Genomic DNA, 19032 nt, shown 5'->3' with positions numbered 1-19032 from the left:
GCAGAGGTGTCGAGTGTCGCATTTCTAACTGGCTGGCGGCGCCGCATCTCTAATCAGCTGTGACAAAGTTTGTAGCCGGGTACATTCTATTTTCAAGTGCGACATGCCAATGATTTCAACGGCTCGCCCTGGAGATTCCAGTATGTCCCCTTGCTGTTCCCAGCGCCCGCTTGCCGAACGGCAACCCGAACGGCACCGCTCGGCGATCTACCGTGAATTCAAGCGCAACATTTTCCATGACCGGAGTTTCCCGAGGGCGCGGCTCGCTGCGGGACAGTTGCCGATGACATCAGCAAGGGCCGACGGCGATGGTTGCGCATGCTCAGACGTCATCCGCTGATGTTTTCGCTGGTGGCGGCTGTGGAATAATTGCGTAGCAATCAGCTAGGGTTCTGGCGCATCAGCAACGCTCGGGTCGCTATGCGGCTTCGAAGTCGGCCCGAGCGTCCATGTAGGCTGACGGGTTGGGCTTGCGTTTCATCATCGTTTTTCGCCAAACCTCTTGCTCGGCGTTTATCAGGGCTAATTCCCAAACGCAGGCAATAACAGGTCTCTTTACAGTATCCATAGGTTCGGTGGCAGAATATAGCTTCCGATAGATATGCTGACAAAGCACCGAACCTTGAATTCACCAGTGAGCCGAGATGGAAACACCGAGCTTGCCGGGATGAATGATCACAAAGCCCAGGCCATTGTCATGCCCCTCGTCCGTCACACGTGGCAGGACGTCCTGTCGGACGAATGTCTGCGCCAGGGTCACTGGCACCGTCGACTTCTTTGTCCTCTGCAACGAGGCAGTAGACTTTAAGCTTGAGATCGCCAATGTCCCATTGTCCCAAATTTGAAACACGACGCGGATGATAGATCTCGATTGGTTCAGATTTCATTGAGTTCACTCCAATCGGCCACTCAAAGTTAAAGCCGAGAGGCTCGACTTAGCCGCATTCGGGTCGGGTGGTGCAACCCCGACCGGCTGAAACGCCCATCAGGTGCCCTCTCCTTTTGGCACAAGAGACGTCTCTGCCCGATGCTTTCCGAGATTGGATCGCAGGGTTGCGGTAAGAGCGGGCAACCCTGCCCGCTTGGCTCAACATACTTCGATGGCTGGTCGGTCAGGGCATTGAAGAAGGTGGATGAATGTCACGCTTGCAAGCGTGCTGCGTTCGCACGCAATGTATCGACCCGCACCGTTGAACGTCGCGCGTTCCGTCAATCCTTCCACTTGAACAGCTTGTACCAGATATCCTGCCATTCCCTCATCGCCAGTGAAGACTTGTCGTAGCGGCGTTGCGCCTGCAGAAATGCAAGTGAGGTCGGACCCATGCTTGTGTCGGTCGCGTCGTCGCGTGCCTTTTTGGCTTCGTCATAGGCGGTTCGTGCGGCTTCGTTGCTGTCCACCAGCATTTGCGCGCCGCTCTTGCCTTCCACGTCGGCGATGTAATGCAGCAATTTGCCGTCAAGCTTGGTGTCATAGCCGACGACGAATTCACCCTGCCCGAATTGCTTGCGGTTCTCGCGGATGGTTGCCGTCAAGGCATTGGCAATCGCTGTCTCGAGCGGCATCATCGGATCCCGCTCTCGCTCGGCTTCGATCTTGGCCGTAAGGGCCTCTCTGTTCTTCTCGACCAGTGCCTTCAGCGTGTCCTTGACGCCAGGATCACTCGATTTGAACTTGTCGGATTCCAGGAAGTTGACAGCCAGCGTGACCAGAGCGTCGCTCCTCGCCTGCTTGTCAAGAAGCGCGTTCGCCGCGGCGGCAGTCGCTTGCGTCGTCGCCTTGCCGGGCTCCGCCGATACGTTGTTCGCGGTCTTGAGGATCGTGTCGGCGGCATTTGCCGTGCCGTCTGCGCCGTTGATCTCGGGTCGCCGCAGGATCAGCAGTGCCGACAGATGATGTTGTCGTCATTCGCTGTTTCTCCGAACAGCCGCGCCGCTCTATCCGGGCGTATGTGCTTCATTGCGAAGGGCGTCATGCCTTCACGGGGATCGGGAATGAAAGCAACTATGAATTGCATTAGTTAACGAATGGCGAATGCGTCCGTTTCCGATCGTGTAGTGGTAGGCAAAATTGATCGGGATCCCAACAGGGTGTTCTCAAGCCAAAATTGCGAATATCACTAAGTTATGATTTTTAAAGTCGTTTATTCAAATGTTACAGATAACGCATTGAATAGACGTGATATTGTCGACCGGATATCAAGTGCAAATGTGTGAACGGCGATCAGACCCATTTCCAGGATGCGCAAACGTCCTATGCTGTTCTGAGGTCGGCGAAAACGTCTGGATGGAGATCGGTGATGATCAGGACATTTGCCATTGCCCTTGGTGTCGCAATGCAACTCGCAGCTGCCGGCCCCGGTTGGGCGGACGAACCTGTCGACACGGCGCGCTCCATCATTCAGGACCAGATCACAGCCTTCCTGAATGACGATGCGGACGCCGCCTACTCCTTCGCTTCGCCGGCGATCCGCGGAAAATTTCCTGATAAGACCGCCTTCTTCGACATGGTCAGGCGCGGCTACCAGCCGGTCTATCGGCCGGGCAATTTTGCCTTCGGCCGCTCCAAGGTGGTGGGCGATCAGGTCATTCAGGAGGTGCTGATCTCGGCTCCTGATGGCAAGGATTGGACGGCGGTCTACCAGCTGATGAAGCAGCCCGACGGGAGCTACAAGATCAATGGCGTGATGATGCTGCAGTCGACGCCAGGGCCGGAGATCTGAACCGGTTCTGGCCTCAGAGCGGAGCCAGGTCCCCTCGCCGCCAGGTTTCCTGGGTCTCGGCCATGAAGTCGGCATAGCGGCCTTCTTCAATCGCCAGGCGAATGCCGGCCATCAGTTCCTGGTAATAGGCCAGGTTGTTCCAGCTGAGCAGCATGCCGCCGAGTGATTCGTTCGAGCGGATCAGGTGGTGTAGATAGGCGCGCGAGTAGTCACGCGTCGCCGGGCATGAGGATTGTTCGTCGAGCGGCCGCATGTCTTCGGCATGACGCGCGTTGCGCAGGTTGATACGGCCATGGCGGGTGAAGGCCAGGCCGTGGCGTCCAGAGCGGGTCGGCATGACGCAGTCGAACATGTCGATGCCGTGTGCGACCGATCTTAGGATATCGTCGGGCGTGCCGACGCCCATGAGATAGCGCGGCTTTTCCGCGGGCAGCACCGGGCATGTGATGTCGAGCATTCTCAGCATCACTTCCTGTGGCTCGCCGACGGCAAGCCCGCCGATGGCGTAACCCTTGAGATCCAGTCCTTTGAGGGCTTCGGCCGAGCGCACGCGCAGGGCCGGAATGTCGCCCCCTTGGACGATGCCGAACATCGCCTTGCCTGGCTGGTCGCCGAAAGCCACCTTGCAGCGTTCCGCCCAGCGCAGCGACATTTCCATCGCCCGTTCGATTTCCTTGGGTTCGGCCGGTAATGCCACGCACTCGTCGAGCTGCATCTGGATATCGCTGTCGAGCAACCCCTGAATTTCGATCGACCGCTCCGGCGACATGTGGAAGAGAGCGCCATCGACATGGCTCTTGAAGGTAACGCCCTGCTCGTCGAGCTTGCGGAGCCCGGCAAGCGACATGACCTGAAAGCCGCCGCTGTCAGTGAGGATAGGGCCTTGCCAGCGGATCAGATTGTGCAGGCCGCCGAGCCGTGCCACGCGTTCAGCACTCGGGCGTAGCATCAGGTGGTAGGTGTTGCCGAGGATGATGTCGGCGCCGAGATCCTTGACCTGATCGAGATACATTGCCTTGACCGTACCGACGGTACCGACCGGCATGAAGGCAGGCGTGCGGATGGTGCCGCGCGGCATTGAAACCTCGCCGCGGCGCGCTTTGCCGTCGGTTGCGTGCAGCTTGAACTGGAAGGTTTCGGTCATCTAGTCTTTCCGGAAAAGTAGGCTGGAATCGCCATAGGAATAGAAGCGGTAGCCGGTCTCGATCGCGTGGGCATAGGCCGCGCGCATCGTCTCCAGGCCGCAAAAGGCCGAAACGAGCATGAACAAAGTCGACTTCGGCAGGTGGAAATTGGTCATCAGCATGTCGACGGCGCGGAAGCGGTAGCCGGGTGTGATGAAGATATCGGTGGGGCCGGACCAGGAATGGATGGCACCTTGCTCGTCGGCAGCGCTTTCGATCAGCCGCAGTGACGTCGTGCCGACACATACGATTCGGCCACCTCTCGCCTTGACGGCGTTGAGGCGCTCAGCGGTCCTTGCGTCGACGAGACCGATCTCCTGGTGCATCATGTGGTCGTCGGTATCGTCGGCCTTGACGGGCAGGAATGTGCCTGCCCCGACATGCAGGGTGACGAAATGGCGCTCGATCCCGAGCTCGTTCAGCCTGGAAAACAGCCGCTCGGTGAAATGCAGGCCGGCGGTCGGGGCGGCAACGGCGCCCTCTTCCCGGGCGTAGACGGTCTGGTAGTCGGTGCGGTCCTGCGCATCTTCGGCTCGTTTCGAGGCGATGTACGGGGGCAAGGGAATATGACCGACGGCCATGATCGCTTCGTCGAGCAGCGGCCCGGCGAGATCGAAGCGCAGCGTCACCTCGCCTGCGTCGCCCTTTTCCTCGACGGTCGCGTCGAGCGTACCGAGCATGCAGCTATTGCCGCCGTGGCCAAAGGCGATGCGGTCGCCGACCTTGAGGCGGCGCGCCGGCCTGGCAAAGGCCTTCCAGCGATCGGGACCGACCCGCATGTGCAGGGTCAGCGAAACCGGAGTGGTGATCTCTTCGCCGCGCCGGCGAATGCCTTCGAGCTGCGCAGGGATGACCTTGGTGTCGTTGAACACCAGTGCGTCGCCGGGGCGCAGGAAGGACGGCAGGTCGAGCACGCCGTGATCCGTCAGCAGTTCCGGTGCCTGCGGGTCGACGACGAGCATGCGGGCGCTGTCGCGCGGGCTTACGGGCCGCAACGCAATCGAGGTTTCCGGAAGGTCGAAGTCGAACAGGTCTACGCGCATGGATCGTTTCTGAAAAAAAGCAAACCCGCCCCGGGGCCTTTCGGCGCGACCGGGGCGGGTTGTGCATTAGCGCAAATCAGGCGTCGGCGGCAACCCGCATGGACACGATGGTATCAGGATCACGCACCGGCTCGCCGCGCTTGATCTTGTCGATATTGTCCATGCCCTCGATGACCTGACCCCAGACCGAGTATTGCTTGTTCAGCCACGGAGCGTCGGTGAAGCAGATGAAAAACTGCGAATTGGCCGAGTTCGGCATCTGGCTGCGGGCCATCGAGCACGTGCCGCGAATGTGGCTGACGTTCGAGAATTCAGCGTTCAGGTCCGGCTTGGACGAGCCGCCCATGCCGGCGCGCGACGGGTTGAAGTGCTCGCCGCCGGTCTTGCCGTACTGGACGTCGCCGGTCTGTGCCATGAAGTCCTCGATCACGCGGTGAAACACCACGCCGTCATAGGCGCCTTCGCGTGCCAGTTCCTTGATTCGGGCGACATGACCCGGAGCCACATCAGGCAGAAGCTCGATGACGACCTTGCCCTTGGTGGTCTCCATGATGATCGTGTTTTCCGGATCTTTGATCTCGGCCATGGGTTTTCTCCTTCTGTTGACTTTACTTGCCGACCTTGACGCTGATCATACGGTCGGGATCGGCGACGGAGCCGTTGTTGGCGTCATCGCCGAGTTTGATCTTGTCGACGTTCTCCATGCCGGAGACGACCTTGCCGACGACCGTGTACTGGCCGTTGAGGAAGTCGCCCGGGGCAAACATGATGAAGAACTGCGAGTTGGCGCTGTTGGGATCCTGTGAACGGGCCATGCCGACCGTGCCGCGTTCGAACGGAACGTCGGAGAATTCGGCCGGCAGGTCCGGCTTGGAAGAGCCGCCCGTGCCAGCAGCCTGAGGCTGGAAGCCGTCTTCCATGTCGCCGTACTGCACGTCGCCGGTCTGGGCCATGAAGCCCTTGATGACGCGGTGGAAAGCGACGTTGTTGTAGTCGCCGGCGGTTGCCAGCGCCTTGATCTGCTCGACGTGCTTCGGCGCGATGTCCGGGCGAAGCTCGACAACGACCGGGCCATCCTTCAGCGTGATCGTGAGGAAGTTGTCAGCCGATTGCGCAAGCGCGGTTCCCGTCCAGGACGCAAGCGTGAGAGCACCGGCGAAAGCGAGGTGGAGGATTTTCATGGTTTCTCCCTGAGTGGTGAATGGGGTGTGGCGGCTCAGGCCTTGCGTTTGGCCTGCAGCGCCGCGTGAACCGGCTTGGGCACGAAGGCGCTGACGTCGCCGCCCATGGCTGCGATCTGGCGGACCAATGTGGCCGTAATGGGCCGCGATGCCGTGCCCGCCGGCAAGAACAAGGTCTGAACATCAGGCGCCATCTGCCGGTTCATGCCGGCCATCTGCATCTCGTAATCGAGGTCCGTGCCGTCGCGCAGGCCGCGTACAAGCAGCTTTGCGCCGCTTTGCCGTGCAGCGTCGACCACGAGGTTGTCGAAGGCGACCACATCGATGTCGGAGGCACGATCGGGCAGAAACTCGAGCAGGGACTGGCGAATGAGGTCCGAGCGTTCGTCGAACGAAAAGAGTGGCGCCTTGCCCGGATGGATGCCGATCGCCACGATGACTTTGCGCGCTACGTTCAGCGCCTGAACAAGTACGTCGAGATGCCCGTTCGTCATCGGATCGAAAGAGCCGGGGTAGAATGCCGTCGTCATCGCACCTGTTTCCGTTTGGTGAAGCCTTTTGTCACGGACGGCGACGGATCGCAAGAGTTGTGCAGGAGGCCAAGCCTGTTCCCTGGGAAACAGCAGCGCCAAAGAAATGAATGCTAGATGAATTCCATGTTCAAGCGCGTTTCACATCGCAGACCGTAATGTGAAGCAAGAAAGAACGGAACCTTTTTGAAGATACTGCCGTTTAGGACCTGAAAGGATGACGGCTATGGGACTTGCTCTGTTTTCGATGACGATGTTTTTCGCAATGATATTTGCGACGATACATGCACTCCGCGACGAGTCCCGTGAGCAACGTGACCGTTCAAGCAACCGCAAGATCTTCGGCTAAAGGGTACATGTCATGGCGACAGTCTTCATGGCCGCCGCGGCGGTAATCAGTTTCGTCTTTCTCGTGGATTTTGCCCGCACGATACGTGACCTCCAGCGCGATCGACTGGGCTCCCATGAGACCGGCGGGTTCAACGTTTAGAGACCTCTAGAAACTTCTCAGGAGTTTCGAGAAACTTCCTCCAGGAGTTTCGAAATAAGCGACCGCCATTCTTCCCCTGAAGCGGTCGCCTTTGCAAGCCGGACGGCATCCCCTGCCCGTCCGGCTTTTTCTTTGGCTGAAACCCGGTGCTGGTCAGGCCGCGGTCACTTTGTGGGCGCGGATCATGCGGAAGAACCGCCAGTTCAGGAACAAGGCTGCAGCGGCAAGGCCGAGCACGAAGCCGAACCATACGCCGATGCCGCCGAAGTCGAGTGGGAACGCGAAGGCCCAGGCGCACAGGAAGCCGATCGGCCAATAGGAGATCATTGCCAGAATCATCGGCACCTTGGTGTCCTTCAGGCCGCGAAGCATGCCGGCGGCAATCGCCTGCAACCCGTCCACCAACTGGAATGCGCCGGCGATCACAATGAGCGGGGCGGCAAAGGCAAGAACCTGCGCCGCATCCGGCCGGTTGGTGTCGAGGTAAAGGGCGGCGAGCTGGCTCGGGAAAAGAGCGAAGATGGCGCTGCCGATAATCGCAAAGACGGATCCCAGCACCAGTGCCGAAATTGCCGCGCGCCGGACGCCGAGCATGTCGCCGCGGCCGTAGGAAAGGCCGACGCGCACGGTTGCCGCCTGGGCAATTCCGAGCGGAATCATGAAGGCGAGCGATGCGAACTGCAGTGCGATGCCGTGTGCCGCAAGCTCGATCGTGCCGATCGTTCCCATCAGCAGCGAGGCGACTGTGAACAGGCTGACTTCGGCCAGAATGGTCAACGAGATCGGGATGCCGAGATAAACGACTTCCCTGAATGCCGGCCAGTCCGGACGCCAGAAACGCACGAACAGCTCGTACTGGTTCAGTTCCGGTTTGCTCTTGATATAAGCGACGGTCAGCACGGTGCCGAGTACGGCCACGCCAAGGGCGGCGACGGCCGCGCCGAAGATGCCCAGCTGCGGGAAGCCGAAGTGGCCATAGATCAGCACGTAGCAAAGTGCCGCATTGAGGACCAGCGTGGCCAGGGTGACATAGAGAATGATCCCTGCCCGCTCCAGACCGCTCAGGAACGCACGCAGCACCATGAAGATGAGGCCTGGGAAGATCGCCCATTGCGCAATGTGCAGATACTCGGCTGCGAGTGCCGCGACCTCCGGCTGCTGGCCGGCAAGCAGCAGGATCGGCTCCGCCAGCCAGAGTACGGGCGCCGTCAGCACGCCGTAGCAGAGCACCACCCACATACCCATGCGCACGGAGCGGCGGACCGAGACCTTGTCGCCCCTGCCCTGGGCTTGCGCTGCCATCGGCACGACGGCGTTGGCGAAACCGCTGCCGAAGATGTAGATGGTGAAGTACATCTGCGTCGCCAGGATGATCGCCGCCAACTGCGTGGCGCCGAGCTTGCCCACCATCAAGACGTCGGTGGTGTTGATCGCAAGTTGTGCCAGCTGCGCGCCGATGAAGGGTACGCCGAGATAGAGGCTTGCACGATAATGGGTGCGCCATGAGTTGTCGGTTTGCACCGGGGTCGGGCTCGCATTGGCGGTCAGCATGACGGATTCCTGGATGTCGACGCGGCCGAAATGCCCGCAGGTCAGGACGAAGGGAAGGATGACGGAAATAGAACAGGGCCGGCCAAAGAGCCAGTGACAAAGCTCCGACTGCTCAATTTTTCATCGAAGGATCAAGAATATTGATGAATTTCAGTGCATGGCGCCGCGGTCGGAGTAGCGCGGTTCGACCATGGGCTCTTCGGGCTCGATATCTTCGGCTGCGACCGCGAGCCGTTTCGGCACTTTGAACCAGAACACCAGGAGCGCCCCGACGACGAAACAACTGGCGAGCGCATAGGGCGCGCCCGAGAAGGAGACTGTGGCGGTGGGCGTCGTGAAGTAGCCGAAGATCTGAGTGAAGATCAGCGGACCAATGATCGTCGTAATGCTGCCGATGCTGGTGAGCGCCCCCTGCAGCTCGCCCTGCGCCGAGGGAGGCACGTGGCCGGCGGCGATGCTGCGCAGCGGCGGATCGGCGAGGCTTTCGAGCGCGGTGACGATGATCACGGCATAGATCATCCAGCCCTGCCATGCAGCGGCATAGCCGGCGGCACCGAGTGCCGTGAAGGTCAGACCCAATACGGCCGTCCTCCATTCGCCGATCCGTGGCACGACGCGCGGCAGCACGAACGCCATCACCAAAGCGCCGCCGATGCCGAAGATGCCGAGCGACAGGCCGATTTCCCCTTCGCTCCAGCCGTAGCGGTAGGACGATACGAACGACCAGACGGACGGATAGACCGAATGCGCCATCCAGAACAGGAAGAAGACGAGCCCGACCCAGCCGATGCCGGGATAGCTGCGCATCTGCTTGAGCGCGCCGAGCGGATTGGCGCGCTGCCATTCGAAGCGGCGACGGTGCGCCTTATCAAGCGTTTCCGGCAGCAGAAAAACACCGAGCACGAAGTTGATGAAGGAAAGTGCCGCCGCACCATAGAACGGCACGCGCGGGCCCAGTTCGCCGAGCAGTCCGCCGATAACCGGCCCGAGCGCAAAGCCGGATCCGAAGGCGATGCCGATCAGGCCGAAATTCTTGGCGCGGTTTCCGTCATGGCTGATGTCGGCGATGTAGGCCGAGGCGGTGCCGAAGCTGGCACCGCTGATGCCGGCGAGCACGCGGCCGACGAACAACATCCAGTAGCTGGTCGCAAGGGCGCAGATCAGGTTGTCGATCGCGAAGGTGAGCACCGAGGCAAGCAGGATCGGCCGGCGCCCGAAACGGTCGCTGAGATTGCCGATGAAGGGCGCAAACAGGAACTGCATCGCGGCATAGACAAGCAGCAGCCAGCCGCCGTCGATGGCCGCGTCGCTGACATTGGCGCCGGTCAATTCCTCGAGATAGGTGGGCAGCACCGGCACGATGATGGCGATGCCGATGATGTCGAGGAACAGGATGAGAAAGACGAGGAACAGGCCGCGCCGCACGAACTTCTCGTCGAGCATGAAACTCTCCCTGCGCCCTCCGTCGCCAGCGCGGAGACAGAACGTGAACGACGATACCAATTTAGGTGTAACGCATGATTTCAGTCGAAACAATACGTGAACATCTCAAGGTTTTTTATGAGGACGATCGCGTTCATTGATCCATCGTTCTCTCGCGTGGCGGTCAGTCAGCGTACTTTCGAGCGTTGCTCGGCCTTGAGAAAGTCGACGAAGGCTCTCAGCGGCGCGGGCATGTGACGACGGCTGGCGTAGTAGAGAAACGGCCCCGGAAAGGTCGTCACCCATGGGTCGAGGATCGTCACCAGGGCGCCGGATTTCAGGTGCGGCGCGAGGAACTCCTCGAACGTCCTGATCACACCGAGACCGTCGACTGCGGCGGCAATTTCGAGATCAACGGCATTCGCGGTGACGACGGCCGGCGGGGCGATCGAGATTGAGCCCTCGCCTTCGCCGAACTCCCAAAGCAGGCTGACACCGCTCGCGAAGCGATGCCGGATGCAGTCATGCTCCAAAAGATCATGCGGATGCTGCGGCATCCCACGCCGCGCAAGATATTCTGGCGATGCCGCCGTCACGTAGCGTTGCAGCCGTGGTCCGATCGGGATGGCAATCATGTCGCGCTCGACCCGCTCCTCGTAGCGGATGCCGGCGTCGAAGCCGGCTGCCAGCACGTCGATGAAGCCGTCCTCCGCCGTCACCTCGAGCGAGATGGCCGGGTTCGCCCGCAGGAAGCGCCCGACGATCAACGGAAGGATCTCGCGTGCGACGATCGAAGGCACGTTCAGCTTCAAGGTCCCTGCCGGGCTGTCGCGCAGTTCGTTAACCTGGTCGAGCGCGCCGGCAATTTCCCCGAGCGCCGGCTGAAGACGCTCGAGCAGCCGCGTGCCTGCTTCGGTCGGCGTTACACTGCGCGTCGTGCGGTTGAGCAGGCGCACATCGAGTTTGGCTTCAAGGCGCCTCAGCGCTTCGCTGAGCGAGGAAGCTGAAACGCCCCGCTTCTTGGCGGCAGCGCGAAAGCTGCGCTCCCGCGCGACGGCGGTGAAAGCATCAAGGTCGGCCAAGGGAAGATCGGTCATTGTACAAAATTACGTACAGCTTGTTCTGAGGTCATCGGATTATCGCACGATCACGATGGGCGTAACAATGGGGAAGAAAAACGCGCTGGTCGCGCCCATCGAAGGAGAACGAGAATGGATCAGGGTTCACTTGGAAAGACCGGCCCGATGGTTTCGCCCATCGGCCTTGGCTGCATGGGCATGTCGGGCATGTACGGTCCGTCAGACCGATCGGAAAGCATTGCCACGATCCATGCGGCGCTCGCTGCCGGAATTACGCTCATAGACACTGGCGACTTCTACGGCATGGGCCACAACGAGATGCTGATCGGTGAGGCGCTCAAGGGCCGAGACCGCGATCGGGTCGTTCTCAGCGTGAAGTTCGGTGCGCTGCGAGACGCCGCGGGCAACTGGGCAGGGTATGATTGCCGGCCGAAGGCGGTGCGCAACTTCCTCGCCTATACCTTGCAGCGGCTGGGCGTCGACTATGTCGACGTCTACCGCCCTGCCCGTCTCGATCCTGACGTGCCGATCGAGGAAACGGTAGGTGCGATCGCCGACCTGGTGAAGGCCGGTTATGTCAGGCATGTCGGGCTCTCGGAAGTAGGGTCCGAGACCATTCGGAAGGCCGCCGCAGTCCACCCTATCTCGGACCTGCAGATCGAGTATTCGCTGATCTCGCGCGGTGTCGAGGATGATATCCTGCCGACGTGCCGGGCGCTCGGCATCGGCATTACCGCCTATGGTGTGCTTTCGCGCGGCCTGATCAGCGGTCACTGGCGGAAGGATGCTGTCGGGAGCGATGACTTCCGAGCGGTTAGTCCGCGTTTTCAGGAGGGCAACGTCGATAGAAATCTGGCCCTTGTCGACGCCCTGAAGCGCGTGGCGGATGCCAAAGGCGCGTCTGTCGCGCAGATTGCGATCGCCTGGGTCGCGGCCCAGGGCAAGGACATCGTGCCGCTGGTCGGTGCGCGTCGGCGCGACCGGCTGGCCGAAGCGCTTGGCTCGCAGGCCGTGCATCTGACGCCGGAAGATCTGGCCGCTATCGAGCGGGTGGTGCCGAGGGACGCCGCCGCAGGTGCGCGCTACCCCGAGGCGCAACTCGCCCATATGGATAGCGAGCGCCACTAGTGCATAATTCCTTAAATCGGAATCGATTTAAGGACAAAATTATGCAGCAACTCAAAGCGTTACAGCGACCTTTGCGCGTCCAAATAGACGCGCGGCGCTGTAGTGCGGGATAAGGAAAAGGGGCCGGCAGTTCTCGCCGGCCCCGATCTCTTGCCTCAGCAGTCTGGAGTTCAGACTTGACCGGAGAAGGTGTCGCAGGCCGACATCTTGCCGCTGTCGAAGCCGCGCTTGAACCAGCGCATGCGCTGCTGCGATGTGCCATGGTTGAAGCTTTCCGGCACGACGTAGCCCTGCATGCGCTTCTGCAGTGTGTCGTCGCCGATCTGGGTGGCGGCGTTCAGCGCCTCTTCGAGATCGCCCTGCTCCAAGAGGCCCTTCTGCTGGGTGTACTTGCCCCAGACGCCCGCGAAGCAATCAGCCTGCAGTTCGACACGAACCGACATCTGGTTGGCTTCGGTCTCGCTCATCGACTGACGCATCTGGTTGAACTTCGGCAGCACGCCGATCAGGTTCTGCACGTGGTGGCCGACTTCGTGCGCAACGACATAGGCCTGCGCGAAGTCGCCCGAAGCGCCGAATTTTTGTTCAAGCTCGTCGAAGAAGCCCATGTCGAGGTAGACCTTGCGGTCGCCAGGGCAGTAGAACGGGCCCGATGCCGCCGAGGCAAAGCCGCAGGCGGAGCGCACGGAGCCACTGAACAGCACCATCTTCGGCTCCTGGTATTGCTCGCCGCTCGCCTGGAAGATGCCGTTCCATGTGTCTTCGGTTTCGGCAAGCACCGTCCCCATGAAGGCTTTCATCTCTTCTTCCTGCGCCGATCCACGGGGCGCCGGCGAGCCATCGCTCTGCTCGAAGCCCGGTTGAGCGACGGGGCCACCGCCGCCGTTCAGGACCTGCAGCATGTCGATGCCCATGGCCTTCAGGATGAAATAGAGCACGACGAGGAAGATGATGGTGCCAAAGCTCATGCCGCCGCCGGCGCCACGCATGCCTCCACCACCGCCAGGCATGCGGAAGCCGCCGCCACGGCCGAACGGATTGCCGCCCAGACCACCGCCGGGGCTCGCCCCGCGCTGGTCCTCGATGTTTCCGGATTGGCGGCGGCCCTTCCATTCCATGATCTGTCCTCCCGGCATGGGTCGATACGCAATATCGGTCAGACCTTTTATATGCCGGGCCGAATGCAGTTGTAAAACGCAATCAGGCCCACAAGGTTGCGATCATGCCAATCTTTTCGAGGACTTGCCGCGGTCGAAAAGCAGACCCTGGCGAATCGATAGGACGGCCGCCGAGACCAGAAGCGCAGCCAGCAGGGCAGCGGTTACGGCCGCCTGCCAGATCGAAAGCTCAGAGAACAGGCTCGCATGCATCAGTCGTCCCGGCAGCAGCGTGAAGAGGCCGGCAATGACGATGCCGCCGAGATAGATGCCCGCTACATGGCCACGATGCGCGGGGATGTCGTGTCGCCGGGCGGCGGCAATCGCCTGCCAGCTACCGAACAGCACATAGATCGACAGCAGGTGGATGGGGCTGAAGCTGCCGACCAGTTTGATTTCGTGAATGAAGAACGTGGCGGATGCGGTCACGACCATCAGCGCGAGCCAGATTTTGCCGAGAAGCCTATGCAGGCGTGTGCCTTTCGGTTGGGCGAGCAAAAAAGCACCCAGGATGGCTGCCGGAATGACCGTCGCGACGTGCAACTGGACGGCGTACGGTGCTTGGAGAAGAGGTGCAAGTGTCATGGGCAATCTCTATGCTGTTGATTTTCCCCGACCTTGCGGCAGTCTCCGGGCTGCGCTCAAATGCTAAGACTGGAACGGACGGAAAACTTCGTGAAACGCCCATTTCTGCAATCCACGCTTCGTGAACTGCATCTCGTCGTCAAGGCGCCGCGCTTGTGGGCAACCTTCGCAGCGGTCGTGCTGATCTTTTGGGTCACAGGCCCCTATGGCACCGCCGAGCGTCTGGCCGCGGTACCCCGTCTTGGGTTCTGGCTCGTGCTGCACGCCGCCACCTGGGCGATTGCAATCGTCTCGGCGGTGCTCGCCAATGTCCTGCTGCGCGAAAGGGTCGCCTCCGGTTTCGTTCGCATGATGATCGGTGCGGCCGTTGCCAGCATACCAATCGGCCTCGTGACCACCGCGATCGGCTCTGCGACCTTTTCAGTGATTCCGACAGCGGCAGACATCATGGCCGACATTGCCACGGGCCTGTTCCTGTCGCTGCTGTTCTGCGCGCTGACCTGGATGACGATGAACGCTGAAACGGCTTTGGAGCTGAACGACGCCGGGACCGCTGTAATGGTGCCCGACGAAGGCGGGAATCGAACGCCTGTCGATCCGGTTCCCCAGAGGGATATGGTCCGCGTACCGCTGCTGCTACGGCTGAAACCCGCCAATCGTGGCTCGCCTTTGCACCTGACCGTCAGTGATCACTACACGGAAGTCACGACCACCCTCGGGCGCGAACTCATCCTGTTGCGCTTCGCCGATGCGCTCGGCGAACTCGGCCCAGTGCCTGGCCTGCAGGTGCATCGCTCCCATTGGGTAGCGGACGCGCATGTCGCGCGGCTTGTCCGCGACAACGGTCGCATCGTCATCGTGCTCAGGGATGGAAGCGAGGTGCCGGTCAGCCGCACCTATGCCGCCGCCGTGAGGCAGCGCTGGGGCTGACCGTCGTCGTCGCTCGCGTCCTTGACCGTGTCCCGCTTTGACGGTCCTATTCGCCCGGGAAATTGGACAGGGAGGCATGGTCGTGAAGGCACTCGTTGCCTCTGGCGCAATCGAGATCGACAAGCTGACCTCACGGCGCGTTTCGCCCGATGAAGCGGCCGCCGTCATCGCCCATCCGCCTCCTGCCGGCGAGGTCAAGGTTCTGGTGGCGCCGAGCCGTGTTTGACGCCCTGCATGCGGCTTTCGTTCTGCGGGCTGAACCCGTGGCAAAGCGGATGCCGAAATATGTCGGCTTTCCTGTCGATTCCGGAATTTTCGGGGTTTCGCTTGCAGATACATTTGCCTATAAGCCGCTTCTAGCCTGAAAAGACCATCAATGCGTGCCCGGCCGGTGACCTCCCACTTTGGCCGGTTTTTCGCGCAGCTAGAAACGGATGACCGACCATGCCGAAGCGCCAAGATATCAAATCGATCCTCATCATCGGCGCGGGGCCGATCGTCATCGGTCAGGCATGCGAATTCGACTATTCCGGCACCCAGGCCTGTAAGGCGCTGAAGGAGGAAGGCTATCGCGTCATCCTCGTCAACTCCAACCCGGCAACGATCATGACCGACCCGGGTCTGGCGGACGCAACATACGTCGAGCCGATCACGCCGGAAGTCGTTGCCAAGATCATCGCCAAGGAGCGCCCCGACGCGCTGCTGCCGACCATGGGCGGCCAGACCGCGCTCAACACCGCGCTGTCGCTGCGCCGCATGGGCGTGCTCGACCGCTACAATGTCGAGATGATCGGCGCAAAGCCGGATGCGATCGACAAGGCCGAAGACCGCGCGCTCTTCCGTGAGGCCATGGCGAAGATCGGCCTCGAGACGCCGAAGTCGCGCCTGGCGAACGCCACGGATATCAAGGATCACGACCGCAAGGTCCATGAGGCCGAGCGCGCCGAACTGAAGAGCCGCCTTTCCGGCCCGGAACTCGACAAGGCGCTCGACGAACTGGAAAACCAGTGGAACCTCGGCGAAGGCGACCGCAAGCAGCGCTACATGAACCACGCGATGGCGATTGCCGCGCAGGCGCTCGATGATGTCGGCCTGCCGGCGATCATCCGTCCGTCCTTCACGCTCGGCGGCACCGGCGGCGGCATCGCCTACAACCGCACCGAATTCTTCGACATCGTCGGCAGCGGCCTCGACGCATCGCCGACCACCGAGGTGCTGATCGAAGAATCGGTTCTCGGGTGGAAGGAATACGAGATGGAGGTCGTCCGCGACACGGCGGACAACTGCATCATCATCTGCTCGATCGAAAACATCGACCCGATGGGCGTGCACACCGGCGATTCGATCACCGTCGCTCCGGCGCTGACGCTGACGGACAAGGAATACCAGATCATGCGCAACGCCTCGATCGCGGTGCTGCGCGAGATCGGGGTCGAGACCGGCGGTTCGAACGTGCAGTTCGCCGTCAACCCCAGGGATGGCCGTCTCGTCGTCATCGAGATGAACCCGCGCGTTTCGCGCTCCTCGGCGCTCGCCTCCAAGGCGACCGGCTTCCCGATCGCCAAGATCGCGGCAAAGCTCGCGATCGGCTACACGCTCGACGAACTTGAAAACGACATCACCGGCGGTGCGACGCCGGCATCCTTCGAGCCGTCGATCGACTACGTCGTCACCAAGATCCCGCGCTTTGCCTTCGAGAAATTCCCGGGCGCCTCGCCGGTCCTGACCACTGCGATGAAGTCGGTCGGCGAAGTCATGGCGATCGGCCGCACCTTTGCCGAATCGCTGCAGAAGGCGCTGCGTGGCCTTGAGACCGGCCTCACCGGTCTCGATGAGATCGAAATCCCTGACATGGACGAGAACGGCGATGGCCGCAACGCCATCCGCGCCGCGATCGGCACGCCGACGCCCGACCGTCTGCGCATGGTTGCCCAGGCGCTGCGCCTCGGCATGAGCGAGGCCGAAGTTCACGAGGCGAGCAAGATCGACCCGTGGTTCATCGCCCAGTTCAAGGCGATCGTCGACATGGAAGCGCGCGTCCGCGAGCACGGCCTGCCTCAGGATGCCGAGAACCTGCGCATGCTGAAGGCGATGGGCTTCTCCGACGCCCGGCTGGCAACGCTCGGCGGCAAGCGCCCGAAGGAAGTGGCGGAACTGCGCAATGCGCTGAACGTCCGCCCCGTCTACAAGCGCATCGACACCTGCGCGGCCGAGTTCGCCTCGCCGACCGCCTACATGTACTCGACCTACGAGACGCCGTTCGTGGGCGCTGCCCGTTCCGAAGCCGAGGTCTCCGACCGCAAGAAGGTCGTCATCCTCGGCGGCGGCCCGAACCGCATCGGCCAGGGCATCGAGTTCGACTATTGCTGCTGCCACGCCGCCTTCGCTCTGAAGGACGCCGGCTATGAAGCGATCATGATCAACTGCAACCCGGAGACCGTTTCGACTGACTATGACACGTCGGACCGGCTCTACTTCGAACCGCTGACGGCCGAAGACGTGATCGAGATCATGCGCGCCGAACAGGAAAAGGGCGAGCTGGTCGGCGTCATCGTGCAGTTCGGTGGCCAGACGCCGCTGAAGCTGGCCGAAGCTCTGGAAAAGAACGGCATCCCGATCCTCGGCACCGCGCCCGACATGATCGACCTTGCCGAGGATCGCGACCGCTTCCAGAAACTGCTGATAAAGCTCGACCTCAACCAGCCGAACAACGGCATTGCCTACTCGGTCGAGCAGGCACGCCTCGTTGCCGCCGAAATCGGCTTCCCGCTGGTGGTGCGTCCGTCCTACGTTCTCGGCGGTCGGGCCATGCAGATCATCCATTCGGAAAGCATGCTGCAGACTTACCTGCTCGATACGGTTCCGGGCCTCGTTCCGGAAGACATCAAGCAGCGCTATCCGAACGACAAGACCGGCCAGATCAACACGCTGCTCGGCAAGAACCCACTGCTGTTCGACAGCTACCTGACCAACGCCACGGAAGTGGACGTCGACTGCCTCTGCGACGGCAAGGACGTGTTCGTCTCTGGTATCATGGAGCACATCGAGGAAGCCGGCATTCACTCCGGGGACAGCGCCTGCTCGCTGCCGGTTCACACGCTCGACACCGCGATGGTCGACGAACTGGAGCGCCAGACGACGGCGCTTGCCAAGGCGCTCAATGTCGGCGGCCTGATGAACGTCCAGTTCGCGATCAAGGACGGCACGATCTACGTTCTCGAAGTCAACCCGCGCGCCTCTCGCACAGTGCCCTTCGTTGCCAAGACCATCGGCGCGCCGATCGCCAAGATCGCCGCCCGCGTCATGGCCGGCGAAGCGCTGGATGTAGCGATTGCCGCCTATGGCGAGAAGCCCGACCCGCGCAACCTGAAGCACATCGCCGTCAAGGAGGCCGTGTTCCCGTTCGCCCGCTTCCCCGGTGTCGATACGCTGCTCGGTCCGGAAATGCGCTCGACCGGCGAAGTCATCGGCCTCGACACCGACTATGCGCTTGCCTTCGCCAAGTCGCAGCTGGGCGCCGGCGTCGATCTGCCGCGCGACGGAACGGTGTTCGTATCTGTCCGCGACGAGGATAAGACCCGCGTCCTGCCGGCCATCCGCATTCTCGTCGACATCGGCTTCAAGGTGATGGCGACCGGCGGCACCGCCCGCTTCCTAGGCGAAAATGGCATTGCCGCCACCAAGGTCAACAAGGTCCAGGAAGGCCGGCCGCATGTCGAGGACGCGATCCGCAATCGCCATGTCCAGCTCGTCATCAACACGACTGACGGCAACAAGGCGATTTCGGACTCGAAATCGCTGCGTCGCGCGACGCTGATGCAGAAGGTGCCCTACTACACCACGATGGCAGGTGCTGAGGCTGCCGCCCACGCGATCAAGGCGCTCAAGGCCGGCAACCTCGAAGTCCGCCCGCTTCAGAGCTACTTCAAGGCCTGATCGAAAAAGACTGCGCGCATCCCCGGATGCGCGCAATTCGCCTGCTGAAGAACTCCGCCTCGATGCAATGCATCATCAACGGTTCCACTCTCTCCG

At 61.5% G+C, this 19032-nt stretch carries 16 protein-coding genes and 1 pseudogene; 5 read left to right on the top strand and 12 right to left on the bottom strand.

The window, feature by feature from the left end; translation table 11 throughout:
• Positions 1 to 628: 628 nt before the first annotated feature.
• Both BC360_RS32795 and BC360_RS21515 read right to left on the bottom strand, forming a co-directional pair.
• A complete protein-coding gene (locus BC360_RS32795) occupies positions 629 to 766 on the bottom strand; it encodes a hypothetical protein (RefSeq protein ID WP_244512824.1) in 138 nt (45 codons plus the stop codon).
• Positions 767 to 1209: 443 nt separating this feature from the next.
• The gene (locus BC360_RS21515; RefSeq protein WP_139110143.1) at positions 1210 to 1563 is read right to left on the bottom strand and encodes a hypothetical protein; all 354 of its coding nucleotides are present in this window, start codon (positions 1561 to 1563) and stop codon (positions 1210 to 1212) included.
• A 734-nt stretch (positions 1564 to 2297) separates the two neighbouring features.
• Here BC360_RS21515 and BC360_RS21510 point away from each other — a divergent pair.
• The gene (locus tag BC360_RS21510) at positions 2298 to 2720 is read left to right on the top strand and encodes a DUF4864 domain-containing protein (RefSeq protein ID WP_065796857.1); all 423 of its coding nucleotides are present in this window, start codon (positions 2298 to 2300) and stop codon (positions 2718 to 2720) included.
• Between the two features lie 13 nt (positions 2721 to 2733).
• Here the strand turns inward: BC360_RS21510 and tgt are convergent, their stop codons facing one another.
• The 8 genes from tgt to BC360_RS21470 form a co-directional block, all read right to left on the bottom strand.
• Positions 2734 to 3864 carry a tRNA guanosine(34) transglycosylase Tgt gene (gene tgt / locus BC360_RS21505; protein WP_065796856.1) on the bottom strand — a complete coding sequence of 377 codons (1131 nt, stop codon included), beginning with the start codon at positions 3862 to 3864 and terminating at the stop codon, positions 2734 to 2736.
• A complete protein-coding gene (gene queA, locus BC360_RS21500) occupies positions 3865 to 4947 on the bottom strand; it encodes a tRNA preQ1(34) S-adenosylmethionine ribosyltransferase-isomerase QueA (RefSeq protein WP_065780322.1) in 1083 nt (360 codons plus the stop codon).
• Between the two features lie 76 nt (positions 4948 to 5023).
• Positions 5024 to 5533 (bottom strand): peptidylprolyl isomerase, encoded by a 510-nt coding sequence (locus BC360_RS21495; RefSeq protein ID WP_065780320.1) that lies wholly within the window; start codon positions 5531 to 5533, stop codon positions 5024 to 5026.
• Positions 5534 to 5555: 22 nt separating this feature from the next.
• Positions 5556 to 6128, bottom strand: a complete 573-nt coding sequence (locus tag BC360_RS21490; protein ID WP_065780318.1) for a peptidylprolyl isomerase — start codon at positions 6126 to 6128, stop codon at positions 5556 to 5558.
• A gap of 35 nt (positions 6129 to 6163) precedes the next feature.
• Positions 6164 to 6658 (bottom strand): pantetheine-phosphate adenylyltransferase, encoded by a 495-nt coding sequence (coaD, locus tag BC360_RS21485; protein WP_065780316.1) that lies wholly within the window; start codon positions 6656 to 6658, stop codon positions 6164 to 6166.
• Between the two features lie 643 nt (positions 6659 to 7301).
• Positions 7302 to 8699, bottom strand: coding sequence for an MATE family efflux transporter (locus BC360_RS21480; RefSeq protein WP_065796855.1), 1398 nt, complete (start codon positions 8697 to 8699; stop codon positions 7302 to 7304).
• A gap of 150 nt (positions 8700 to 8849) precedes the next feature.
• On the bottom strand, positions 8850 to 10142 hold the full coding sequence (locus BC360_RS21475) for a TCR/Tet family MFS transporter (protein WP_065796854.1): 1293 nt from the start codon (positions 10140 to 10142) through the stop codon (positions 8850 to 8852).
• 167 nt (positions 10143 to 10309) lie between these two features.
• The gene (locus BC360_RS21470) at positions 10310 to 11218 is read right to left on the bottom strand and encodes a LysR family transcriptional regulator (protein ID WP_065796853.1); all 909 of its coding nucleotides are present in this window, start codon (positions 11216 to 11218) and stop codon (positions 10310 to 10312) included.
• Positions 11219 to 11332: 114 nt separating this feature from the next.
• Between BC360_RS21470 and BC360_RS21465 the strand changes: the two genes are divergently transcribed.
• Complete coding sequence (locus tag BC360_RS21465) at positions 11333 to 12328, top strand: aldo/keto reductase (RefSeq protein ID WP_065796852.1); 996 nt, start codon at positions 11333 to 11335, stop codon at positions 12326 to 12328.
• Positions 12329 to 12498: 170 nt separating this feature from the next.
• Here the strand turns inward: BC360_RS21465 and BC360_RS21460 are convergent, their stop codons facing one another.
• Positions 12499 to 13446, bottom strand: coding sequence for a neutral zinc metallopeptidase (locus tag BC360_RS21460; protein WP_065796851.1), 948 nt, complete (start codon positions 13444 to 13446; stop codon positions 12499 to 12501).
• A gap of 102 nt (positions 13447 to 13548) precedes the next feature.
• Entirely contained in the window at positions 13549 to 14070 is a 522-nt protein-coding gene (locus tag BC360_RS21455; RefSeq protein ID WP_065796850.1) for a DUF2306 domain-containing protein, read from the bottom strand.
• 60 nt (positions 14071 to 14130) lie between these two features.
• On the opposite strand from BC360_RS21455, the gene BC360_RS21450 reads away from it, so the two are divergent.
• The 3 genes and pseudogenes from BC360_RS21450 (at position 14131) to carB (ending at position 18936) form a co-directional block, all read left to right on the top strand.
• Entirely contained in the window at positions 14131 to 15000 is an 870-nt protein-coding gene (locus BC360_RS21450; protein WP_065796849.1) for a LytTR family DNA-binding domain-containing protein, read from the top strand.
• 91 nt (positions 15001 to 15091) lie between these two features.
• Positions 15092 to 15226 (top strand): annotated as a pseudogene (locus BC360_RS31775) (iditol 2-dehydrogenase); the annotation flags it as partial.
• A gap of 218 nt (positions 15227 to 15444) precedes the next feature.
• Complete coding sequence (carB, locus tag BC360_RS21445; RefSeq protein WP_065796848.1) at positions 15445 to 18936, top strand: carbamoyl-phosphate synthase large subunit; 3492 nt, start codon at positions 15445 to 15447, stop codon at positions 18934 to 18936.
• Positions 18937 to 19032: the final 96 nt, after the last annotated feature.

It is taken from the genome of Ensifer sp. LC163, from assembly GCF_001695855.1.
Lineage (GTDB): Bacteria > Pseudomonadota > Alphaproteobacteria > Rhizobiales > Rhizobiaceae > Ensifer.
Note: the sequence above shows the minus strand (reverse complement) of the source record. Positions and strands in the feature narration are given on the sequence as shown.